Below are 18209 nucleotides of genomic sequence, written 5' to 3'. Positions count from 1 at the left end.
ATCCCGAAAAAAGTGTCACGGAAGCCGTCACCAAAAAGGAGAAAAATCAAGCACTCAAAAAAGCAGCGTAAAAATCGTATTTAGGCGACAACTAGCTTGCAAATTTCCGGCCGCGCCCCTGTTCGTCGCCCCAGCCGCAACGGGCTATCTGGTTCATGTGTGGGAAGTACCATGCCTGCGCAATTACCCTGAAGCGCCCGCTATCGCCTTCAACCGGGCAGGCGACGTGCTGGGACAAAATCTTCGCTTCATGGTTTTGGCCGAATGGCTCAACGCGCGCTTCCCCTGCAACACGCTCGAACCCCAGGTGTGGCGCGCTGGTGCGGTCGACGGGCGGACCGACAAACGCGTCCTTGTGCTGGACATCTGCGCCAGGCATGAGGAAGTCCTTGCCTATATCGCTCATTGCGCCGGGAGGCTCGGCCTCTCGGCATTCGACATGCAATCCGAAACAGCATTCGGTGGCACAGGGGGCCGGTTGCGCCCCTACGTGCCTCCCGCAGTGCCTGCCGCACCAACCGTCCCGATGCGCGAACCACTGCCCGACATGCGCGAAGCCATCCACGAAGGCATGATGCGGGTATTGGGCGACGTCGGCTTTGTGTACGACAGGACGGACGAGGGCCAACTGATCCTGCGCTTTCCCGGCGGCTATCACAGAATTGGCGTGCCACTCTACAAACACTATCCTCTCAGTTACAGCTTCCATTTTTTCCTTACAACCCGGCTGAACGAAGTCGCGGCAATCACCTTGCCTTTTCAGGGGATACACCCTGACCATGTCGAACAGGACCACTGTTCGATGTTTGACTACGGCTACCTGTACGGGGAAGCGGGCAAGCGGTACGAAGTGGTCAGCCGCGAAGGACTGGCGCTGGCCATCATGGAGATGAACACCGTGATCGTCAACAAGTTGCTGCCCCTGTTGGAGCGCATCAGCGACGTGCGCGGCATGGATGCCTTGTTCAATGGGCCGCCCACCAACCCACCTTTTCAACTCAGGGATGATGGTTTCAACGCGCTGACGCTGGCGCGCCTGGCGGACAACCCCGACTATCCTGTACTGTGCGCGCGCTACCTGAACGCGGTGTATCCCGGAAATCGACAACGGCGGCGCGACTTGCCGCGCCTGATCGCCTATCTTGACCACTACGATGCCGGCAACCCGGCCCCGCCACCGCCGTTCCCGTTCGATGAAGCGACACGTTTCATCGCCGATTACGACGGATCGCAGGTCGACGAAATTGCCGTCAAGTCGGTCGGCGCGGCGGGTCAGGAATGCTTTGACATGCATGCGGGTTTCCGTGCCGAGTTGATGAAAGGCGCGGCGCCGCCGATGCGCAATCTTCCGCTGATCTTGCTGCGTGATCTGTTGCGCGCGGAAGCAATGGCGTGTACGGCCATGGACGATTTTCGGTTGCGGCGCATCGGAGAACTATTCTATTCCTTGTTGAGCCGAAGCGGCGTGGCCGAACTGGCGCACTGCGCGCAGTGCGTGCCGGTGGCCTGGCTAAGCGATGAAAAAATGACCGGGCTGCCGTTCGCCGCCGACATGGCGCAGTCGCTGCGCCATGCATGCGAAGAACGCACCGGCCATCCCATGTCTGGGGAGCAGGCCGGGCGCTACGCGGCCCTGGCAAGGTATTTCGCGGCCTTTGCAGCGCGCGGCCATGCCTGAGCACCTCAAGAGATACCTGTTGAGCTGAAACATCCGTACCCGATGGATGACCAATGAGCAGACCGGCTACCCGTGCCAACGTTCGCAGGCCTTGCAAGGCTGGCGCGTCACGTAAAACGCGAAGTTTGAGAACCGCCATCGACACAGGCGTGGTTCACAAATTCGCTCAAGCCTTGACGATCGGGCTTAGTCGAACGACGAGCGCCACCACGCCAGGTGCCCACGCAAGGTCAGGTATCCGGCCAGGAGCAGGGCGGCACTGACATACGCGCTGACCAGCTGCTCACGCCACAGTTGGGTAACGGTGTTGATATACGCGTGTTGCGGCTGCGTCCCGGAATAGACAACGTCGACCCGCTTGCCGATATATTGGCTGTCATAGCGGCGGCCCTCCGGCTTGAACAGCACGGTCTTGCCGTCGATGGTGCGAAATTCGACGGCCGGGAGTGTCTCGCCCTGCACTGCGCGCAGCGTGCCCTGCGTCTCCAGGGCGTACACGTAAAACAGTATCCTGTGCGCGCCCAGCCAGAGCGACACCAGCAGCGCCAGCACGCCAAGCACGCTCAACACCTTGCCCATGCGCCGGTTACCGGCGGGCGTTAAATCTTTGGTAAACGCCATGCGACTTCATTACCCGAGGAAGTGATGTGGAATGGACGAGGCCGACCCGCACAGGGACCGGCCGCGCCCCGGCCCGGCCAGCTTACTTGATGGTGTACTTGAACTGCCCCTTCTTGTCGGCGCTGACCTTGATCCTGGCGATCGCCGCGCCTTCGGCCATCTTGGCCAGCACGGTTTCGGCGATCTCGGGCAGCAAGGTGCCGTTGAGGATATTGTCGACGTTGCGCGCGCCCGAATCGACTTCGGTGCAACGCGCCAGCACCGCTTCGACCAGCGCTTCGTCGTACGTGAAGTCGGCCTTGTGGTTGGTCGCGATGCGCTGGGCGATCTTGCGCATCTTCAGTTCGATGATCTTGACCAGCGCGTCGTCGCCGAGCGGGTAGTACGGGATCACTTTCAGGCGCCCCAGGAAGGCCGGCTTGAACTGCTTCATCAGGTGCGGACGAATCATGTCTTCGAGCTGCTCGGGGGTCGGCATTTCTTCCGGCGTTTTGTTCAGGCACGCCTGCATCATCGCGCTCGAGGCCACGTTCGACGTCAAGATGATGATGGTGTTCTTGAAGTCGATCTCGCGCCCTTCGGCGTCGTCCATCACGCCCTTGTCGAACACCTGGAAGAACAGCTCCATCACGTCCGGGTGGGCTTTTTCGACTTCGTCGAGCAGGACCACGCTGTACGGATTGCGGCGCACGGCTTCGGTCAGCACGCCACCCTCGCCGTAACCGACGTAGCCCGGCGGCGAGCCTTTCAGGCCGGAGACGCTGTGCGCTTCCTGGTATTCGCTCATGTTGATGGTGATCATTTTGCGTTCGCCGCCGTACAGCACATCGGCCAGCGCCAGCGCGGTTTCGGTCTTGCCGATACCGGACGGGCCGACGAACAGGAACACGCCTTTCGGTTTGTTCGGGTCATCGAGGTTGGCGCGCGAGGTGCGCACGCGCTGCGCCACCGCTTCGATCGCGTACGACTGGCCCAGTACCCGCTCTTCCAGCAAGTCTTTCAGCTTGAGGACCGTCTTGATCTCGTCCTTGACCATTTTGCCAAGCGGGATGCCGGTCCAGCCGGCGACGATTTCGGCCACCACATGGCCATCGACCTGCACCGGCACCATCGGCGTTTCGCCTTGCAGGGTGCGCAGTTCGGTCATCAAGGCCTGGATGTCCTTGCCTTTGCTGGCGTCCTTCTGCCCCGATTCTTCCAGGGTGCGGCGCCCGTCCATGATTTTTTCGGTCAGCTGCTTTTCCTGTTCCCAGCGCGCCGCCAGCGCGGTGTGCTGTTCGGCGGCGGCCGTGCGCTGCGCCGTCAGTTCCTTCAGGCGCGCCACGTGCGAGCCGCCCGCGCTTTCTTCGCGCTGAAGGGCGCCCGCTTCGATGTCGATGCGTTCGAGCTTGCGCGCCAGGTTTTCGATCAGCGCCGGCGTGGCGTTCTGGCCCAGGGCGACCTTGGCGCAGGCGGTATCGAGCACGCTGATGGCCTTGTCCGGCAGCTGGCGTCCCATGATGTAGCGGTGCGACAGGCGCACCGCTTCGGTGATCGCTTCGTCGTAGACACGCACGCCGAAGTGTTTTTCCATCAGCGGCGCCATGCCGCGCAACATGGCGCAGGCCAGTTCTTCGCTTGGTTCCTCGACCTTGATCACCTGGAAGCGGCGCGCCAGCGCGGCGTCTTTTTCGAAGTACTTCTTGTACTCGCCCCAGGTGGTGGCGGCGATGGTGCGCAGTTCGCCGCGCGCCAGCGCCGGTTTCAACAGGTTGGCCGCGGCGTTCTGGCCGGCGGCGCCGCCGGCGCCGATCATGGTGTGCGCTTCATCGATGAACAGGATGATCGCGTGCGGGCTCTTTTTGACTTCGTCGATGACGTTTTTCAGGCGGTTCTCGAACTCGCCCTTGACGCTGGCGCCGGCCTGCAACAGGCCCATGTCGAGGGTGTGGATCTCCACGCCCTTGAGCACGTCCGGCACGTCGTCGCTGGCGATGCGCAGCGCCAGGCCTTCGACCACGGCGGTCTTGCCGACGCCGGCTTCGCCGGTCAGGATCGGATTGTTCTGGCGGCGCCGCATCAGGATGTCGATGGCCTGGCGGATTTCGGTGTCGCGCCCGATCACCGGGTCGACCTTGCCGGCGCGCGCGCGCTCGGTCAGGTTGGTGGTGAACTGGTCCAGCGACGGGGTCTTGGACGCGGCCTTGGCGGCCATGTCGCCGACCGGGTCGTGGCCCTCGCCGTCCTGGGCGGCGCCGGCGGCCTGCGCGGCCACCGCTTCCTGCGAGCCGGCGGCCAGCTTGTCGAGGTTATGCTTGATCTGTTCAACGTCGAACTTGCCGAACAATTTGGAGCCGCGGAAGGCCAGCTGCGCCAGTTCCGGATCGGTCAGCAGCGCTTGCAGCAAATGGCCGCTGCGGATTTCGGCCGCGCGCCCCGATTGAATATCGAGCGAGGCGATCAGCCAGGCGTTTTCGAACAGCTTGGGCAGGCGCACCGAGAACACCGGCGTGCGCGAGTTGCCGGCCTTGAGACGGGAGACTTCGGCCTGCAGGTCCGCTTCGAGCATGCCGGCGCTGATGCCGCACTGGCGCGAGATCAGCGCGAAGTCGCTCTTGGGCTGCTCCAGCAGGGCCAGGAACAGGTGTTCGATGTCGACTTCGTACTGGCCGAGCGAAACGCAGATGCTGGCCGCGCGGGTGGCGGCGGTGCGGCTGGTTTCGTTGAGTTTGCCGATCAGCGTTTTCAGGTTGATGCTCATGCAGGGTTCCTTTTATTGGTGTTCGTTTTGTCAATCACAGCGCGTGTATATCGTAGCGGACATCGTTGCGGTCTTCCTGGAGCGCTCTGGTGACCAAAAAGCTGTCCCATCCCAGGCGTCCGCCGGTGCGCGTGGCGTCCATCTGCATGCCATGCACATCGGGGCCGCGCAATACCAGTTGTACTTCGTATTCGAGCGAGACACCGGTAAACATGGTGATCATGCTCTTGAGCGCGCGCGCCGCCTTCCCGCCCGGCAGGAAGGAGTTGAAGCTGTCGTGGTCGAGCGGACCGACCACCAGGCGCAGGCGCAGGTCGCGCTGCCATACGCGCTCGCCGGCCATGGCGCCGGCGCCCAGCATCGAGTTGGCCGCGCCCAGCATGGTCTGCTGGCTGGTCGGCACCTCGTACCAGCAGCCGATGAACTGCTCGGCCTTGACGCGCTTGCCGAAATACTCCGACAGTACGCGCGAGATCTGCACCGCCGACGGCGGCCGGTGGCGCAGCGCCGAGGCAAAGTAGCCGAGCGACTCGTCCAGCACCCCGCCCCCGAGTTCATCGTTGAGGCGATGGCGCAAGCTGTCGTTGCCGACCCCGGCCAGCGACAGCAACAGCGGCAAAAAACTGTCCTTGCCGTCGATGGCGTATTTGAGTTCGAGCCGGTATTTGCGCCAGGCTTCGAAAAACAGCGCCACCGAGCGGCTCGAAAACGTGTCGAGAAACGCGCGCGGCCCTTCATCCTTGTTGTAGATGATGTGCGCCGAGATGCGGTCGGTGTAATGGGCCGGCAGCGCGCCGGCGACGCCCAGCAGGCCCATGAAGGCCGGCGTGATGCGGATGTACTTGAGCGTATTCGATTGCAGCGCTTCGCCCAGCGACTTGGCCTGGCGCGGCAGTTCGCGCGGCACCGGCTCCAGCTTTTCGAGCTCGCTGGGCGGAAACGCGAGCGAGGTCGAATTCTGGAAACGCAGGAAATTGGCAATCGCGCTTTGCTGGGGCGAGCCGTGGCGCTTGAGCCATAGCTCGAGCATGCGGACCGCCTGGAAGAACTGGAAGCGGTACGGTTCCTCGAACAGGCGCTCGATTACAGCAGGCTCAAATCGCCGCTTCGTGGCAAGCATTTCAATAGCTCTTCTCCATTTTTATTTGATACGATCACCAGTTGGGTGAAGCTGTTGGCGTGTACGTACAGGCCGAGGAAGCGGTCGATGATGTGGGCAAAGGCGTGGATGCCGGAGCCGACAAAGGCTTCTTCGTCGATCGTCAGGCGCACTTCCATGCCGCGCACCAGGCAGGCGAACGGGTTCCCCGGCAGCCAGGTGTTGGCCGCCTTGTAGGCGACCGCCGCAATGCCGCCGATCTGGCGCTGCGAGGACGGCGAGCGTGGCAGGTCGTACAGGGTGAGGATTTCGCGGAAGGCGTCCAGGCCGCCGTCGGCCAGCGACAGGTGGTTCAGCGACAGGTGCGAGATCAGGCGCCAGTGGGCGCCGCGGCCACGCTCGAAGCGGTGCGACGACGTCGGTTTGCGCAAGAAGCTGACCTGGCGCACCGTGGAGCCGCCTTCCAGAAACAGGTCGCCGCCGCGCAGGCCGTAGGTCAACGAGGACGGCAGGTCGCGATTGGTGCAGGTCAGCTCCAGGCTGAGGGTGTCGGTTTCCACTTCGGCCGGATCGAAGTCGATGTCGACGATCGAAATCTCGGTCTCGAAACCGGGGCTCTTCTCGGCGATGATTTCGTCGCGCCGCATGACCCAGTAGTGGCCCTTCTTTTCCGGCGTTTGCCCGTGCTTGAGCGAATAAAACGGGCGGAAATCGACGATCGATTCGCCCTGCGGCGTCTGGCGCACCAGCTTGACCGAGTCGATCGACTGCACTTCGTAAGCGAACGCGCGGCGCGCGTCGGCCAGTACCGGGTAGCTGGCGGTGGTGTGGGTCAGGCGGATCGGTTCGCCGCGCTGGCGGAACAGGTTTACCACCGGGGTGCAGCCGAGCAGCACGTTGTTGGTGGTCAGGGTGCCCAGCATGCGCGCCGCGTTCGAGTCGGTGCGCATGCCCGACAGCGCCAGGTGCAAGGTAATCGAGCGGCAGCCCATCGGCAGCACCGAGGTCAGCGCGGCCAGGTCGATGTCGAAGAAATTGAATTTTTCGGGGAAGCAGAAATACTCGGTCAGCAGGCGGTAAGCCGAGTGCGAGCGCGCTTCGAAGTCGATCAGCGATTCGTCTTCCTCGAAGCCGGCCGCCAGGATCGGAATGGCCGGCAGCGCCATCCAGCGGCCGCTGTTGTCGCCTTCGGCGTAGGCGGCCACGCCGCGCATGAACAGCGCATCGCGCAGCGCCGCGCAGAACGAGGGCTCGCCGTCGATGAACACGCGCAGCTTGGCCAGGCCCAGGTTGGCCAGCGACACCTGGTCCGAGATGCTGGTGATGGTCAGCGACAGGCTCGAGGTGGCGCCCACCGGCGGGCGGATCGCTTCGGGCGTGTCGATGATCGGTGCGAACGAGGCGCCCGACAGGGCCACCGGCGCCACCGTCACCGGATACGAGGTGCGGAAGGTGCAGGAAGCGCCGCGCACCGGGCGCGTGGTCAGCTGGGTGCCGCGCGGGATCGCGGTGGCGGTGGTCAGCTGCGCGGCCACGCCCGAAAAATCCATGTGCGCGATCGAGCACGATGGAAACGGGCGCAGGTAGTGCGGGTACAGCACTTCGAACAGGGCTTCGGTAAATTCGGGATAGTCGTCGTCGAGCCGCTTGGCGATGCGGGAATTGAGCAGCGCGAACGATTCGATCATGCGTTCGATGTGCGGATCTTCGCACACCTCGCCGGCGATCAGGAGGCGCCCGGCGATCTTTGGATAGCGCTCGGAGAATTCGCGCGAGTAGCGGCGCAAAAATCCCAGTTCGCGTTCATAATACGGTAACAGGTCTTCCAAACTCAGGCTCCCCCAATAGCGCGACGCGCCTTGCTGATAGTGTAATGCAGGCTCGATGGCTGCAAGATGGCGTCGAAGTTGACGGGTTCCTGGGAACTGCTCACGACCAGCAGTGCCGTAATGGCGAAATTGAGGCGGTTCACCGAGTCTTCGCGCACTTCCAGCGAAGCCTTGACGTTGCGCAGGCGCGGCTCATGGCGCGCGATGGCTTTTTCGAGACACTGGCAGATATAGGCCCGGTCATCGGTGCTCGCGAGCGAACGGCCGGCAAAATCATTCAGGCCGAAGGTGACGATCGAGCGACCGCATTCGGGGTACCGTTGCAGCAACAGCTCCGGGATCACGGTGCGCGTGTTGAGCAGCGCCTCGAGATCGCGTGCGACCGAGTCCTTCATGTCCTCGATCGACATCCGGGTGACAGTGCCGCTGGAGGAACCATTGACCGGCACATCCATCAACCGGTCGAACAAACCTGGCGTAAAACCCTTCATTGGTACCCCGATACTTTGCTACGTTATTGACTTGCTGCGACCTGCCGCGTTACGTCGCGTTATGCCGTCTTGTTGGTCGCCAGATCCCAGCCGCCGGAGGTATTACCGCCCGCACCGCCGCCGACTTTTTGCTGCGTGTATTTCCATTTGACTTTGGAATACTTGAGCGACAGGTGTTCGCTCAGGATGTCGCCCTGCGAGACGGTGGGAGCGACGCTGGAAATGAGCACGTTGTCGAGTTCGATTTCGAAATACTTGATGCGCTCGCCCTGGCCATCGGCGCGCAGGAACTCGATCTTGGCCTTGCCCAGCGTTTTGCCCGATGAGCAGTTCTGCAACAGCAGAGGAGTTGCCAGGTCGGCCAGCTTGGCGATCACAATGTCGCGGTGCTCGGTACGCTCGGCGGTATGGCCGCCCCCGGTCGATGCGGTCGCCGATTTAGGCTGCAGCACTTCCCAGCTGACGGACTGGCATTCGATCCAGTCTTTATGCGACGAGTCGGTCGACTCGCCCTTGATGCCGTCGATTTGGAGGTAAACGTCGATTGCCATAGTGTTCCTTTCCTTGGTTTGCAGGGACTACGTCGTGCTTACGATTTGGTCGATGGTGGCAGTTCCGCGACCAGACGGAGGGAAACCGACAACTCGTCGAGCTGGAAGTGCGGACGCAGGAACGACACAGCGCGGTACACGCCCGGACGGCCTGGTACTTCCGACACTTGCACCGATGCTTCGCGCAACGGGAACTGGGCTTTCTGGGCCTGGCTCGCGTTATCGTCCAGCAACACGTACTGGGTCAGCCAGCGGTTCAGGTGGTCTTCGACGTTCGATGCGGCGGCAAAACTACCGATCTTGTCGCGCATCATTGCCTTCATGTAGTGGGCAATCCGCGAGACGGCGAAGATGTATTGCAGCTGGGCCGACAGGACCGCGTTGGCGTTGGCCGAATCGGTGTTGTATTTCTTGGCTTTCTGGGCCGACTGGGCGCCGAAGAAGGCTGCGTAGTCGGTGTTTTTGCAATGCACCAGGGAGATGAAGCCCAGGTCCGACAGTTCTTTTTCGCGACGGTCGGTGATGGCGATTTCGGCCGGGCACTTGAGCGCCACTTCGCCTTCATCGGTCTTGAAGGTATGGGTCGGCAAGTCTTCGACCAGGCCGCCGCCTTCGACGCCGCGGATCGCCGCGCACCAGCCGAAGTCGTCGAACGCGCCGGTCAGCTTGGTCGCAAAGGCGTACGCCGCGTTGCACCACAGGTATTTGTGGTGATCGGTGCCGTCCACGTCTTCCACGAAGTTAAAGCCTTCGGTGGTGGCGCCGTCGGCCGGATGGAACGGCAGGCGACCCAGGAAGCGCGGCAGGGTGATGCCGACGTAGCGCGAGTCTTCCGATTCGCGGAACGATTTCCATTTGGCGTATTCGACCGTGTCGAAGATCTTGGCCAGGTCGCGCGGCTTGCCCAGTTCGCTGTAGCTTTCCAGGCCGAACAGCTCGGGCGAGGCCGAGGTGATGAACGGCGCGTGGGCGGCGGCGGCGATGTGCGACATCTGCTCGACGAAATACATGTCTTCCGGCTGGCGCGTGATCTGGTAGTCGCCCAGCAGCGAACCGAACGGCGCGCCACCGAAGGTGCCGAATTCTTCTTCGTAGACCTTCTTGAACATCGAGCTCTGGTCGAACTCGAGCGCGGTCTGGAAGTCCTTGACCAGCTCGCGCTTGGTCGCGTTGAACATCTTGATCTTGAGCGTGGTGCTGGTCGAGGTGTTTTTCACCAGGTAATGCAGGCCGGTCCAGCTGCTTTCGAGCTTCTGGAATTCGGGCGAGTGCATCACGGCCGAGAGCTGGTCCGAAATGATGCGGTCCAGTTCGGCGACACGGGCGTCGATGGTGGCCGACAGGTTGTCCGACACGATCACCGTGCCGTCCATCACCTGGTGCACCAGTTCCGAAATCAGGTCCTTGGCACGGGCGTGCTCGACGCTCGATTTAGCCACCTTGCTCTGTTCGACGATCTGGTCGAGCAGGGCCGTTTCGTGGGTCGCGGCGGCGCCGGCGGCTTGGTTCAGTTGAGCGGACATGGTCAGTCTTTCTTGGTAGCTTGCTGGCCGAGCTGGGCCAGTTTCTCGGTGTTGGTGAGCACGTCGGCGAGGATGTCTTCGAGCTTGTCGTTGCCGGCGAGCTTGTTGCGCAGGTCGGCCAGCTTGGTGCGCGCTTCGAGCAGCTTGCGCAGCGGCTCGACTTGCTGGACCACCGACTCAGGACGGAAATCTTCCATCGAACGGAACTTGAGGTCGACGGCGAACTTGCCGCCCTCGCCGGTGAGGGTGTTCTGCACGCGGTAAGCGGCGCGCGGTTCGATCCCCTTCATGACTTCATCGAAATTGTCGCGGTCGATGCCGACGAAATTGCGGTCTTTCAAGCGTTTTTTCTCGACTTCGGACGTGCCGCCGAAGTCGCCCACCACGCCCATCACGAACGGCAGTTCCTTGCTCTCGATCGCGTCGCCGATTTCGACGTCATAGGTCATCTGGATGCGCGGTGGCCGCACTTTTTGCAGCTTCTTCTGGACACTTTGTTTCTTTGACATGGTAATTCCTTCTACATAATGTGAGAGCGGGACGTGCAGTCTACTTGCCGGTATCCCTGAGATTGTTGAGGGCGTCGAACGGACCCGTTTTGACATCTGGCTCGCGGACCTTGGGTGCAGGTTTGTCGAGGTCGACCTTGGGAGTGTCCCTGAGTACACCGAGCGGGTTGTTGTCTCTCTGCTTCGGGGCCACCGCCGTGGTCTTGCGGATCGGCGCGGACGCCACCGGGCCATCGCCCATATGATCGCGCAACTGCTTGATCTGGTCCTGGGAATCGGCGCGCACTTGCCCGGCCAGCACGTTCTGGCGGCTCAGGTCGCCCAAAGCGCGGTTCGCGAGACGCAGGCTGGCTGCGGCGATGATGGCGCTGGCGGCCTTGTCGTTGGGATCGCGCAACAAAACTTCCTGCGCGTTGACGATGGCTTCGCCATACTGGCCGGTATCATAGCGGCTCTGGGCAATATTCGCCCAGGGCGCCTTGTCGCCCTTGTAAGCGTCGCTCGCTTGCTTCCAATAGCCGATCGCTTCTTCTTTGCGCCCGGCCGCCGAGGCCTGGGAACCCTGGTTGAGCAGCTCGGCCAGCGGGGCGGGACCCTTCGGCATCACGGGCTTGGTGGTCTCGCAGCCAGTCAATGCCGCGGCGCAAGCAAGGACGCCACAGAGGTACTTGAAATCGGGAAAAGTGGTCATGCGGTATCCTCAAAAGCGGTGACAAAAAAGTAATGTGTATATTGTAACACTTATTACTGAAACAACGTTAGCAGAGTTTGAAATTTAACAGCGTTCAATTGAAAATCACACATTCTCACTTTGTAGTAAGCGCGCACCTTACATTAGGAACGGCAGACAAATCTTCTCATAAATGTTATTGTTCCGCTAATTAGTTTTTCAAATTCGTGCAAAATTTTCCGAAGGGTGCCAACAGCATGTCAAGTAAAGTCCTCTGGGGCGAAGGATTGTTCCTGCGCCCCCAGCATTTCCAGCAGCAGGACCAGTACCACGAGCACCGCCTGCACGAGAGCGTCAAGGCGGTCCATCCCTACGCCTGGGGCGTCAATACCTTGCAAGTGGACCGCGACGCGCTGGCCAACAATGCCCTGCGCGTGCTGGAATTGTCGCTGCGTTTCCAGGATGGCGAGCTGGTCGATGCGCCGGGCGCCGATGCGCTGCCCGAGACGGTCGACCTGAGCCAGTTGCTGCAATCGCAGCAAACCGTCACGTTTTACGCCGCCCTGCCCGCCTTCAAGCCGTTCGGCGGCAACTTCGCGCCGCTCGGCCAGACCGCCAACGCGGCCCGCTTCGTCCAGGCCAACGCCGACACGCCCGACCTGTACACCCAGGCCGCGCAAGCCCAGCTGACCTACCTGACCAAAAGCGTGCGCCTCATTTCCGAGTTCGAGCCGCGCGACTCGTACACCCACTTCCCGCTGCTGCGGCTGCGCCGGGTGGCCACCGGCGGCTTCGAGATGGACCCGGGCTTCGTGCCGCCGAGCATGTCGGTGCGCAGCGCCCCGATCCTGTTCCTGCAGCTGCGCCGCCTGATCGACGCCCTGCAGGCGAAGGTCAGCGCCCTGTACGGGCACCACCGCGAACCGAGCAAGAATGTGATCGAGTTCCGCTCCGGCGACATGTCCTCGTTCTGGCTGCTGCACACGGCCAGCAGCGCGTATGCCTCGCTGACGCACTACTTCCATCACCCGGCGCTGCATCCGGAGCGCCTGTACGAAGCGCTGCTGGGCGTGGCGGGCGCCCTGATGACGTTTTCCAAGAGCTGGACCCTGGCCGACCTGCCGCCTTACCAGCATGCCGATCCGGGACCGGCGTTCGCGAAACTGAACATGATCATCCGCGACCTGCTCGACACTGTCATCTCGTCGAAGTACTTCGCCATTGCGCTCGATCTCATCAAGCCGTCCTACTATCTGGGCTCGCTCGAGTCCGGCAAGATCGACGACAAGACGGTGTTTTTCCTGGCGGTGTCGGCCAACCTGCCGGCCATCGAACTGGTCGACGTGGTGCCGCTGCGCTTCAAGATCGGCGCGCCCGACGACGTCGAAAAATTCGTGCTCTCGGCCATGCCGGGCGTGCGTTTGCAGCATGCGCCGCAGGTGCCGCCGGCGGTGCCGGTACGCCCCGACACGGTCTACTTCACGATCGAGGCCAAAGGCCAGATGTACGAACGCATGATGCAGGCGCAGTCGATTTCGATTTATGTTCCTGAAGGCCTGCGCGAGCTGTCCCTGGAACTGATTGCCGTAACCTCCTGACCCAAGGATTTGCCCAGATGACTACCACCGCACCCTCCCTGATGGCCGGCGGGCCTGTTGCGCCCGCCGCGGGAGCGACCCCGCAAACGCTGCTCGACCTGATGTACGAAGGCTTTTACGCGCTGTTCATGCTCAAGAACGGCAGCGGGCCGCAGAACAACGCCGATTTCCAGCGCAAGACCACCCAGTTCCTCGAAGACTTCACGCGGGGCGCCAAGAAGCAAGGCGCCTCGGCCGACGACATCGACGCCTCCAAGTACGCGTTCTGCGCGGCAGTCGACGAAATCATCCTGCGCTCGAATTTTTCGATCCGCGACGAATGGGAACGGCGCCCGCTGCAACTGGTGCTGTTCGGCGACCAGCTGGCCGGCGAGAATTTCTATCACCGCCTCGAATCGCTGCGCACGCGCGGCAGCACCCATTTGCAGGCGCTGGAAGTATTCCATATGTGCCTGCTGCTGGGCTTCCAGGGCCGCTACATCCTGGAAGGGTCGGAAAAGCTGAACTACCTGACGGCGCGCCTGGGCGACGAGATCGCCAACATGAAGGGCCGCCGCGGCGGCTTCGCGCCGCACGCCGACCGCCCCGACCAGATCGCGCACAAGCTGCGCAGCGACCTGCCGCTGTGGGTGCTGTGCTCGGTGTTCGGGCTGATCTGCATTCTCGGCTACATCGGCCTGCGCACCTCGCTCAACAAGAGCACCGATGAACGCATGAGCGCGTACAACGACGTGGTCAAGCTGGCGCCGCGCGCCGCCAACCTGACCATTACCTTGCCGTAACGCCGCGCCGCGCCGGCACAGGAGAGCGTGCTGCCGGCGCGGCAAGTGAGCTTGCGGGTAGCGATCGAGGCGCCGGCCTCGATCGCATTCTACCGGCCGATCCAGCCACCCTCGACCGCACACCAACATGAAACAAGAAATCTACATCAGCACCGACGTCGAAACCGACGGCCCGATTCCGGGTCCGCATTCGATGCTCAGTATCGGATCGGCCGCCTACCTGGCCGACAAGACCTGCGTCGCGACCTTCAGCGCCAACCTGGCATGCCTGCCGGAGGCGGCGGCGCATCCCGCCACCGCCGCCTGGTGGCTGACCCAGCCCGAGGCCTGGGCCGCCTGCCGCGCCAACCTGGAAGCGCCGCAGGCGGCCATGCAGCGCTACCTGGCATGGGTCAAGTCGCTGCCCGGAAAACCGGTGTTCGTGGCCTTCCCTGCCGGCTTCGATTTCCTGTTCGTGTACTGGTACCTGATCCGCTTTGCCGGCGAAAGCCCGTTCAGCCACTCGGCGCTCGACATCAAGTCATACGCCATGGCGGTTCTCAAGCGCCCTTACCGCGACAGCACCAAGCGCAATATGCCCGAGCACTGGTTCGATCCCCTGCCCCACACGCATGTGGCGCTCGACGACGCCATCGAACAGGGTGCAATGTTCTGCAATATGCTGGCCGATAACCTGGCGCGTGGCCGTCAGGACGGATAGGCGGCGATCTTGGCGGCGAGGCGCTGGGCCAGGAAGCCGTGCGCCGCTCCCAGGGTTTCCAGGATCAGGCTTCCTTCCTTGCCGTAAGCGCGGACCTTCTCGGGCGGCCAGTAATGCGGCGGCGCTTCCAGGTTGCAGATGCGGTCGGCCAGCTTGACGCACCAGATGCCCTTGGGCTGCTGCACGATTCTCGCCAGGCTGTCGGCCATGGCGTCGGCTTTCGGCAGGTCGGGCGCCTTCGACAAGGCGGCCACGCCATCGGCCACGGCCAGGCCGAATTCGGCCACCAGGGTGGCGTGCGCGACCTCCTGGTCTTCCATCGCGTCGTGCAGGATGGCGCAGGTCATGGCCACGCCGATGCCGTCGATCGGCTCCTGCGCATGGGCGGCGAGGAGCTCCATGCCGACCATGCCCAGATGGACCAGATAAGGCATCTCGGTGCCGGGAAATTTCTGCTGTGCGTGTACCACGGCGGCGAAGCGCCAGGCCTTGATCCAGGCTTCCTGGGATGCGTAATCGATTTGCTGTGTCATGGTTCCTCCGTTAGCGCATCTTATCGCAGCAGGCAGACCTGCGTGCGACCCGATAGAATATGGGCACGCCGGCAAAGGCCGGCATCAACAGGAGAAAACATGTTCAGGGAAGTCGCGGAATTGAAGGTCGCTGCGGGAACGGAGCAGCAGTTCGAAGCAGGCGTGCAGCAAGCCGTCGCGCTGTTCAAACGCGCCAAAGGGTGCCATGGCATGCGCATGGAGCGCTCGGTCGAAGAGCCGGGAAGCTACATGCTGTTCGTCGAGTGGGAAACCATCGAGGACCACATGGTGCATTTCCGCGAGAGCGAAGACTTTCAGGAATGGCGCCGCTTGGTGGGTGGTTTCTTCAGCGCGCCGCCGCGGGTTTTTCATACGACCAGCGCGGTCGAGGGATTCTGACGCAGCGGGTTGTCCGGGGTCGCCTGCGCCACCCGTCAGGGCGGATGGTATTCGACCCCGCCACCGGGCAGATTGCTTTTAACGGCAGTCCGGTATGGGCCCGCGCGGCACGCTAGGCCAGGTAACCGAGACTCTCTCGCGCACAGCAGGCCACCTCGCGATCGGCGCTCTTGCCAAGCAACGTCAGGACTTCGATGGCCCGCTTCACGTCGGCGGCCTGGAACAGCATCGCGGCACACGCGTGCTGCCAGTGCGAATCGCGTGAGTCGAGGGCGGCGAACAAGGCGTCCCAGTCGGCATCCGAGAACCTGTCCAGAAGGAAAATCGCATGCGCTTCGCCATCGTCGCACCACGCGTCCGATTCCGGATTGCTGCATTGCAGGCGCAGGTCATACATGGCAAATAGCGCGAGGGGCGTGACGGACAACGGGTCGATGGGATTGGCAGACATGATTAGCTTTCAGTTGGGGATACATCGCCGTCGGTGGTGTGGCCGTCGAACGTCGGGGCCTGTCATATATTGATAAGCCGTACGTTTACTCCAAATGCAGTTCGAACTTTTCCGCACAACCGTTCTGTGCATCGTGAAGCTCAGCGCGCCGTAGAATTGCCACAACGCGGTCGAAGCGACCGCCCATCGCCTCTTGCGACATTGACGAATTTGTCCAGCGCAGTCTGAGGGGGCGTTCGATATTCGTGCTGATGGGCACCTCGAAAAACCGACCCAGCCGTGGCATCATAGCGGCTCCACGTTGCTGACCTAATTTCATGATCAAGACGAGTCTGTTTGCCGACCAAGAACGCGAAGCCAAGCTGAACAAGCTTGGTGATGCGCTCAAGGTGATGGAGCAGCATGTCGACTTCATCGCGCTTGCCGATGCCGTTGACGAAGCAGCTCCGCGCCCCAGCCGCGAACGCGGCGGGCGTCCTCCATTCCCGACCGAACTGATGGTTCGCGTCCTGCTGATCCAGCAGTTGTTCAACCTGAGCGACGAGCAAATGGAATTCGAGTTGCTCGACCGCCTGAGCTTCCAGCGCTTTGTCGGACTGCGTTCCAGTAGTCAGATACCGGACCGCACAACGATCTGGACGTTCAAGGAGCGCCTGCTCAAGGCCGGTGCCAGCGAGAGTATCTTTGACGCCGTCAACCGTCAGCTTTCCAGGCATGGCTACATTGCGCGTGGCGGTCAGATGGTCGACGCGAGCATCGTGCAGACGCCGAAGCAATCGATGAGCAAAGAGGAAAATGCGCTCGTTGGAGAGGGGGCCATGCCAATCGGCTGGAAGCCTGCGAAGCGCCGGCAGAAAGATATGGACGCGCGCTGGACCAAGAAGCGTGGCAAGTCCTACTTCGGCTACAAGGTATCAGCCAACGCAGACAAACGCTACAAGCTGGTACGCAAGATCAAGGTCAGCACTGCCAGCGAGCATGACACCCTTCATTTCGAGGCGGTGCTCGATCCGTCGAATACCAATCGCAACGTCCTGGCAGACAAGGGCTACGTGGATGGCGCGCGCGAGGACAGGTTGACACAGCAGGGATGGCGCATGCACATCCAGCGCAAAGGAAGCAAGGACAAGCCAATTTCGGAAACCCAAAAGCGGCGCAATACGCGCATCGCCAAGACCCGCGCCCGTATCGAGCATGTGTTTGCCGGCCTGGCCGAGATGGGCGGCAAGGGCCTGCGCACGATCGGGCTGGCGCGCGCCACGTTGCAGCTCAATTGGAAGGTCGCTGCTTACAATGTGCGGCGCCTGGTCTACTTGAAGGAGGCCAGGGTCGAGACGTTCTGACGCCCGCAGTCCGCCCGGACTGCACAAAACCAGGTTCAGCGCCCATAAAATGGGTGGGAGCGGCTTGGTCTGACATCAAAAAAGCGCATCTGCCGGCATCGCGACCGGCGATTACGCGGGATTTACCGGTAATTCGAGGTGCCCGTATATGAGCACTGATCCTGTGCACCGCTCGCCTCAGCAATTAGCGTATTTTCCAAGCTCAAATTTTTGAATGAGCTTGCTTGCTTTTTCTCGTCGCGTTGGGTCACTTTCGCTCTGCCTCATAAGTTCATCGTAAAGTTCTTTTCCAAACTCATCATAGGTGTACAGCGCAGCCTCCTCATCACCCGGCTCACAATCGCGGTAGCTGACAACCACAAAGTCAACCGGCAAATCTTTTCCGTTTGGCAAGAAAACAAATTCGACGCAAGCTTGGTGTCCGGCTGACCGGTTTTTAAAAAGGAGGTCCAGCACCAAATTCATGCCAGGCATCTCAAAGAAATGCAAATCATCCGACACCACAATCGATAGCGAAAAATTTAATAGCTGATGGAGCTTCTCATTTCCATAAGCGTATTTGTAGGGTAACTGTTTAGCCCTGACCGTTGTAAACGCGCAATTGTAAACATTCCGATATCCGGGCATGATGCCGGTCATGGTAAAACTTGCCCCTCTTCCCGACCTCTCGACTCTCTCGCATCCCGAAAAAG

The 18209-nt window shown here is 61.8% G+C and carries 19 protein-coding genes; 6 read left to right on the top strand and 13 right to left on the bottom strand.

Annotated elements, in window-relative coordinates:
- A partial coding sequence (locus F1735_RS28895) for a hypothetical protein (protein WP_167240139.1) occupies positions 1-1678 on the top strand: 1678 nt, incomplete at its 5' end.
- A 186-nt stretch (positions 1679-1864) separates the two neighbouring features.
- Here F1735_RS28895 and F1735_RS28890 read toward each other — a convergent pair.
- The 9 genes from F1735_RS28890 to F1735_RS28850 all read right to left on the bottom strand — a co-directional run bounded on the left by F1735_RS28890 (position 1865) and on the right by F1735_RS28850 (position 11732).
- Positions 1865-2299 (bottom strand): DUF3592 domain-containing protein, encoded by a 435-nt coding sequence (locus F1735_RS28890; protein ID WP_167240138.1) that lies wholly within the window; start codon positions 2297-2299, stop codon positions 1865-1867.
- Between the two features lie 82 nt (positions 2300-2381).
- Positions 2382-5039 (bottom strand): type VI secretion system ATPase TssH, encoded by a 2658-nt coding sequence (tssH, locus tag F1735_RS28885; RefSeq protein ID WP_167240137.1) that lies wholly within the window; start codon positions 5037-5039, stop codon positions 2382-2384.
- Between the two features lie 34 nt (positions 5040-5073).
- Positions 5074-6159, bottom strand: coding sequence for a type VI secretion system baseplate subunit TssG (tssG, locus tag F1735_RS28880; RefSeq protein ID WP_167240136.1), 1086 nt, complete (start codon positions 6157-6159; stop codon positions 5074-5076).
- Entirely contained in the window at positions 6123-7967 is a 1845-nt protein-coding gene (gene tssF, locus F1735_RS28875; protein WP_167240135.1) for a type VI secretion system baseplate subunit TssF, read from the bottom strand. The genes tssG and tssF overlap by 37 nt, the downstream gene beginning before the upstream one ends.
- A 2-nt stretch (positions 7968-7969) precedes the next feature.
- Positions 7970-8458, bottom strand: coding sequence for a type VI secretion system baseplate subunit TssE (gene tssE / locus F1735_RS28870; RefSeq protein WP_167240134.1), 489 nt, complete (start codon positions 8456-8458; stop codon positions 7970-7972).
- A gap of 59 nt (positions 8459-8517) precedes the next feature.
- Positions 8518-9009, bottom strand: coding sequence for an Hcp family type VI secretion system effector (locus tag F1735_RS28865; protein ID WP_166895447.1), 492 nt, complete (start codon positions 9007-9009; stop codon positions 8518-8520).
- A 38-nt stretch (positions 9010-9047) separates the two neighbouring features.
- On the bottom strand, positions 9048-10532 hold the full coding sequence (gene tssC, locus F1735_RS28860; RefSeq protein ID WP_166895449.1) for a type VI secretion system contractile sheath large subunit: 1485 nt from the start codon (positions 10530-10532) through the stop codon (positions 9048-9050).
- 2 nt (positions 10533-10534) lie between these two features.
- Positions 10535-11041 (bottom strand): type VI secretion system contractile sheath small subunit, encoded by a 507-nt coding sequence (gene tssB, locus F1735_RS28855; protein ID WP_166875647.1) that lies wholly within the window; start codon positions 11039-11041, stop codon positions 10535-10537.
- 40 nt (positions 11042-11081) lie between these two features.
- Positions 11082-11732: a tetratricopeptide repeat protein gene (locus F1735_RS28850; protein WP_167240133.1), complete on the bottom strand. Its 651-nt coding sequence runs from the start codon at positions 11730-11732 to the stop codon at positions 11082-11084.
- A gap of 236 nt (positions 11733-11968) precedes the next feature.
- Between F1735_RS28850 and tssK the strand changes: the two genes are divergently transcribed.
- From tssK to F1735_RS28835, 3 genes are all read left to right on the top strand, one after another.
- The gene (tssK, locus tag F1735_RS28845) at positions 11969-13309 is read left to right on the top strand and encodes a type VI secretion system baseplate subunit TssK (protein WP_167229020.1); all 1341 of its coding nucleotides are present in this window, start codon (positions 11969-11971) and stop codon (positions 13307-13309) included.
- 17 nt (positions 13310-13326) lie between these two features.
- Entirely contained in the window at positions 13327-14091 is a 765-nt protein-coding gene (gene icmH / locus F1735_RS28840) for a type IVB secretion system protein IcmH/DotU (protein WP_167240132.1), read from the top strand.
- A 127-nt stretch (positions 14092-14218) separates the two neighbouring features.
- On the top strand, positions 14219-14791 hold the full coding sequence (locus tag F1735_RS28835; RefSeq protein ID WP_167240131.1) for an exonuclease: 573 nt from the start codon (positions 14219-14221) through the stop codon (positions 14789-14791).
- On the opposite strand, the gene F1735_RS28830 is transcribed toward F1735_RS28835, so the two are convergent.
- Positions 14779-15324, bottom strand: coding sequence for an HD domain-containing protein (locus F1735_RS28830; protein ID WP_167240130.1), 546 nt, complete (start codon positions 15322-15324; stop codon positions 14779-14781). The two genes, F1735_RS28835 and F1735_RS28830, sit on opposite strands and share 13 nt — an antisense overlap.
- Before the next feature lie 99 nt (positions 15325-15423).
- Between F1735_RS28830 and F1735_RS28825 the strand changes: the two genes are divergently transcribed.
- Positions 15424-15723 carry an antibiotic biosynthesis monooxygenase family protein gene (locus tag F1735_RS28825; RefSeq protein WP_167240129.1) on the top strand — a complete coding sequence of 100 codons (300 nt, stop codon included), beginning with the start codon at positions 15424-15426 and terminating at the stop codon, positions 15721-15723.
- Positions 15724-15835: 112 nt separating this feature from the next.
- On the opposite strand, the gene F1735_RS28820 is transcribed toward F1735_RS28825, so the two are convergent.
- Both F1735_RS28820 and F1735_RS28815 read right to left on the bottom strand, forming a co-directional pair.
- Positions 15836-16174 (bottom strand): hypothetical protein, encoded by a 339-nt coding sequence (locus tag F1735_RS28820; RefSeq protein ID WP_167240128.1) that lies wholly within the window; start codon positions 16172-16174, stop codon positions 15836-15838.
- Positions 16175-16259: 85 nt separating this feature from the next.
- Complete coding sequence (locus F1735_RS28815; RefSeq protein ID WP_222853108.1) at positions 16260-16463, bottom strand: hypothetical protein; 204 nt, start codon at positions 16461-16463, stop codon at positions 16260-16262.
- A gap of 28 nt (positions 16464-16491) precedes the next feature.
- Here F1735_RS28815 and F1735_RS28810 point away from each other — a divergent pair, with 28 nt between their 5' ends.
- Positions 16492-17517, top strand: coding sequence for an IS5 family transposase (locus F1735_RS28810; RefSeq protein WP_167240127.1), 1026 nt, complete (start codon positions 16492-16494; stop codon positions 17515-17517).
- A 177-nt stretch (positions 17518-17694) separates the two neighbouring features.
- On the opposite strand, the gene F1735_RS28805 is transcribed toward F1735_RS28810, so the two are convergent.
- On the bottom strand, positions 17695-18209 hold a 515-nt coding region (locus tag F1735_RS28805), incomplete at its 5' end, for a hypothetical protein (protein WP_222853107.1).

Origin of the sequence: Massilia genomosp. 1, assembly GCF_011682185.1 — a bacterium.
Lineage (GTDB): Bacteria > Pseudomonadota > Gammaproteobacteria > Burkholderiales > Burkholderiaceae_D > Telluria_A > Telluria_A rubra.
This window is presented reverse-complemented; position numbering and strand designations above follow the sequence as displayed.

Excerpts from the sequence above, each read along its gene's own strand:
- F1735_RS28890 (WP_167240138.1), bottom strand. The coding sequence starts at position 2,299 with ATGGCGTTTACCAAAGATTTAACGCCCGCCGGTAACCGGCGCATGGGC.
- tssH (WP_167240137.1), bottom strand. The coding sequence starts at position 5,039 with ATGAGCATCAACCTGAAAACGCTGATCGGCAAACTCAACGAAACCAGC.
- tssG (WP_167240136.1), bottom strand. The coding sequence starts at position 6,159 with ATGCTTGCCACGAAGCGGCGATTTGAGCCTGCTGTAATCGAGCGCCTG.
- tssE (WP_167240134.1), bottom strand. The coding sequence starts at position 8,458 with ATGAAGGGTTTTACGCCAGGTTTGTTCGACCGGTTGATGGATGTGCCG.
- F1735_RS28865 (WP_166895447.1), bottom strand. The coding sequence starts at position 9,009 with ATGGCAATCGACGTTTACCTCCAAATCGACGGCATCAAGGGCGAGTCG.
- tssC (WP_166895449.1), bottom strand. The coding sequence starts at position 10,532 with ATGTCCGCTCAACTGAACCAAGCCGCCGGCGCCGCCGCGACCCACGAA.
- tssB (WP_166875647.1), bottom strand. The coding sequence starts at position 11,041 with ATGTCAAAGAAACAAAGTGTCCAGAAGAAGCTGCAAAAAGTGCGGCCA.
- F1735_RS28850 (WP_167240133.1), bottom strand. The coding sequence starts at position 11,732 with ATGACCACTTTTCCCGATTTCAAGTACCTCTGTGGCGTCCTTGCTTGC.
- tssK (WP_167229020.1), top strand. The coding sequence starts at position 11,969 with ATGTCAAGTAAAGTCCTCTGGGGCGAAGGATTGTTCCTGCGCCCCCAG.
- icmH (WP_167240132.1), top strand. The coding sequence starts at position 13,327 with ATGACTACCACCGCACCCTCCCTGATGGCCGGCGGGCCTGTTGCGCCC.
- F1735_RS28835 (WP_167240131.1), top strand. The coding sequence starts at position 14,219 with ATGAAACAAGAAATCTACATCAGCACCGACGTCGAAACCGACGGCCCG.
- F1735_RS28830 (WP_167240130.1), bottom strand. The coding sequence starts at position 15,324 with ATGACACAGCAAATCGATTACGCATCCCAGGAAGCCTGGATCAAGGCC.
- F1735_RS28825 (WP_167240129.1), top strand. The coding sequence starts at position 15,424 with ATGTTCAGGGAAGTCGCGGAATTGAAGGTCGCTGCGGGAACGGAGCAG.
- F1735_RS28820 (WP_167240128.1), bottom strand. The coding sequence starts at position 16,174 with ATGTCTGCCAATCCCATCGACCCGTTGTCCGTCACGCCCCTCGCGCTA.
- F1735_RS28815 (WP_222853108.1), bottom strand. The coding sequence starts at position 16,463 with ATGATGCCACGGCTGGGTCGGTTTTTCGAGGTGCCCATCAGCACGAAT.
- F1735_RS28810 (WP_167240127.1), top strand. The coding sequence starts at position 16,492 with ATGATCAAGACGAGTCTGTTTGCCGACCAAGAACGCGAAGCCAAGCTG.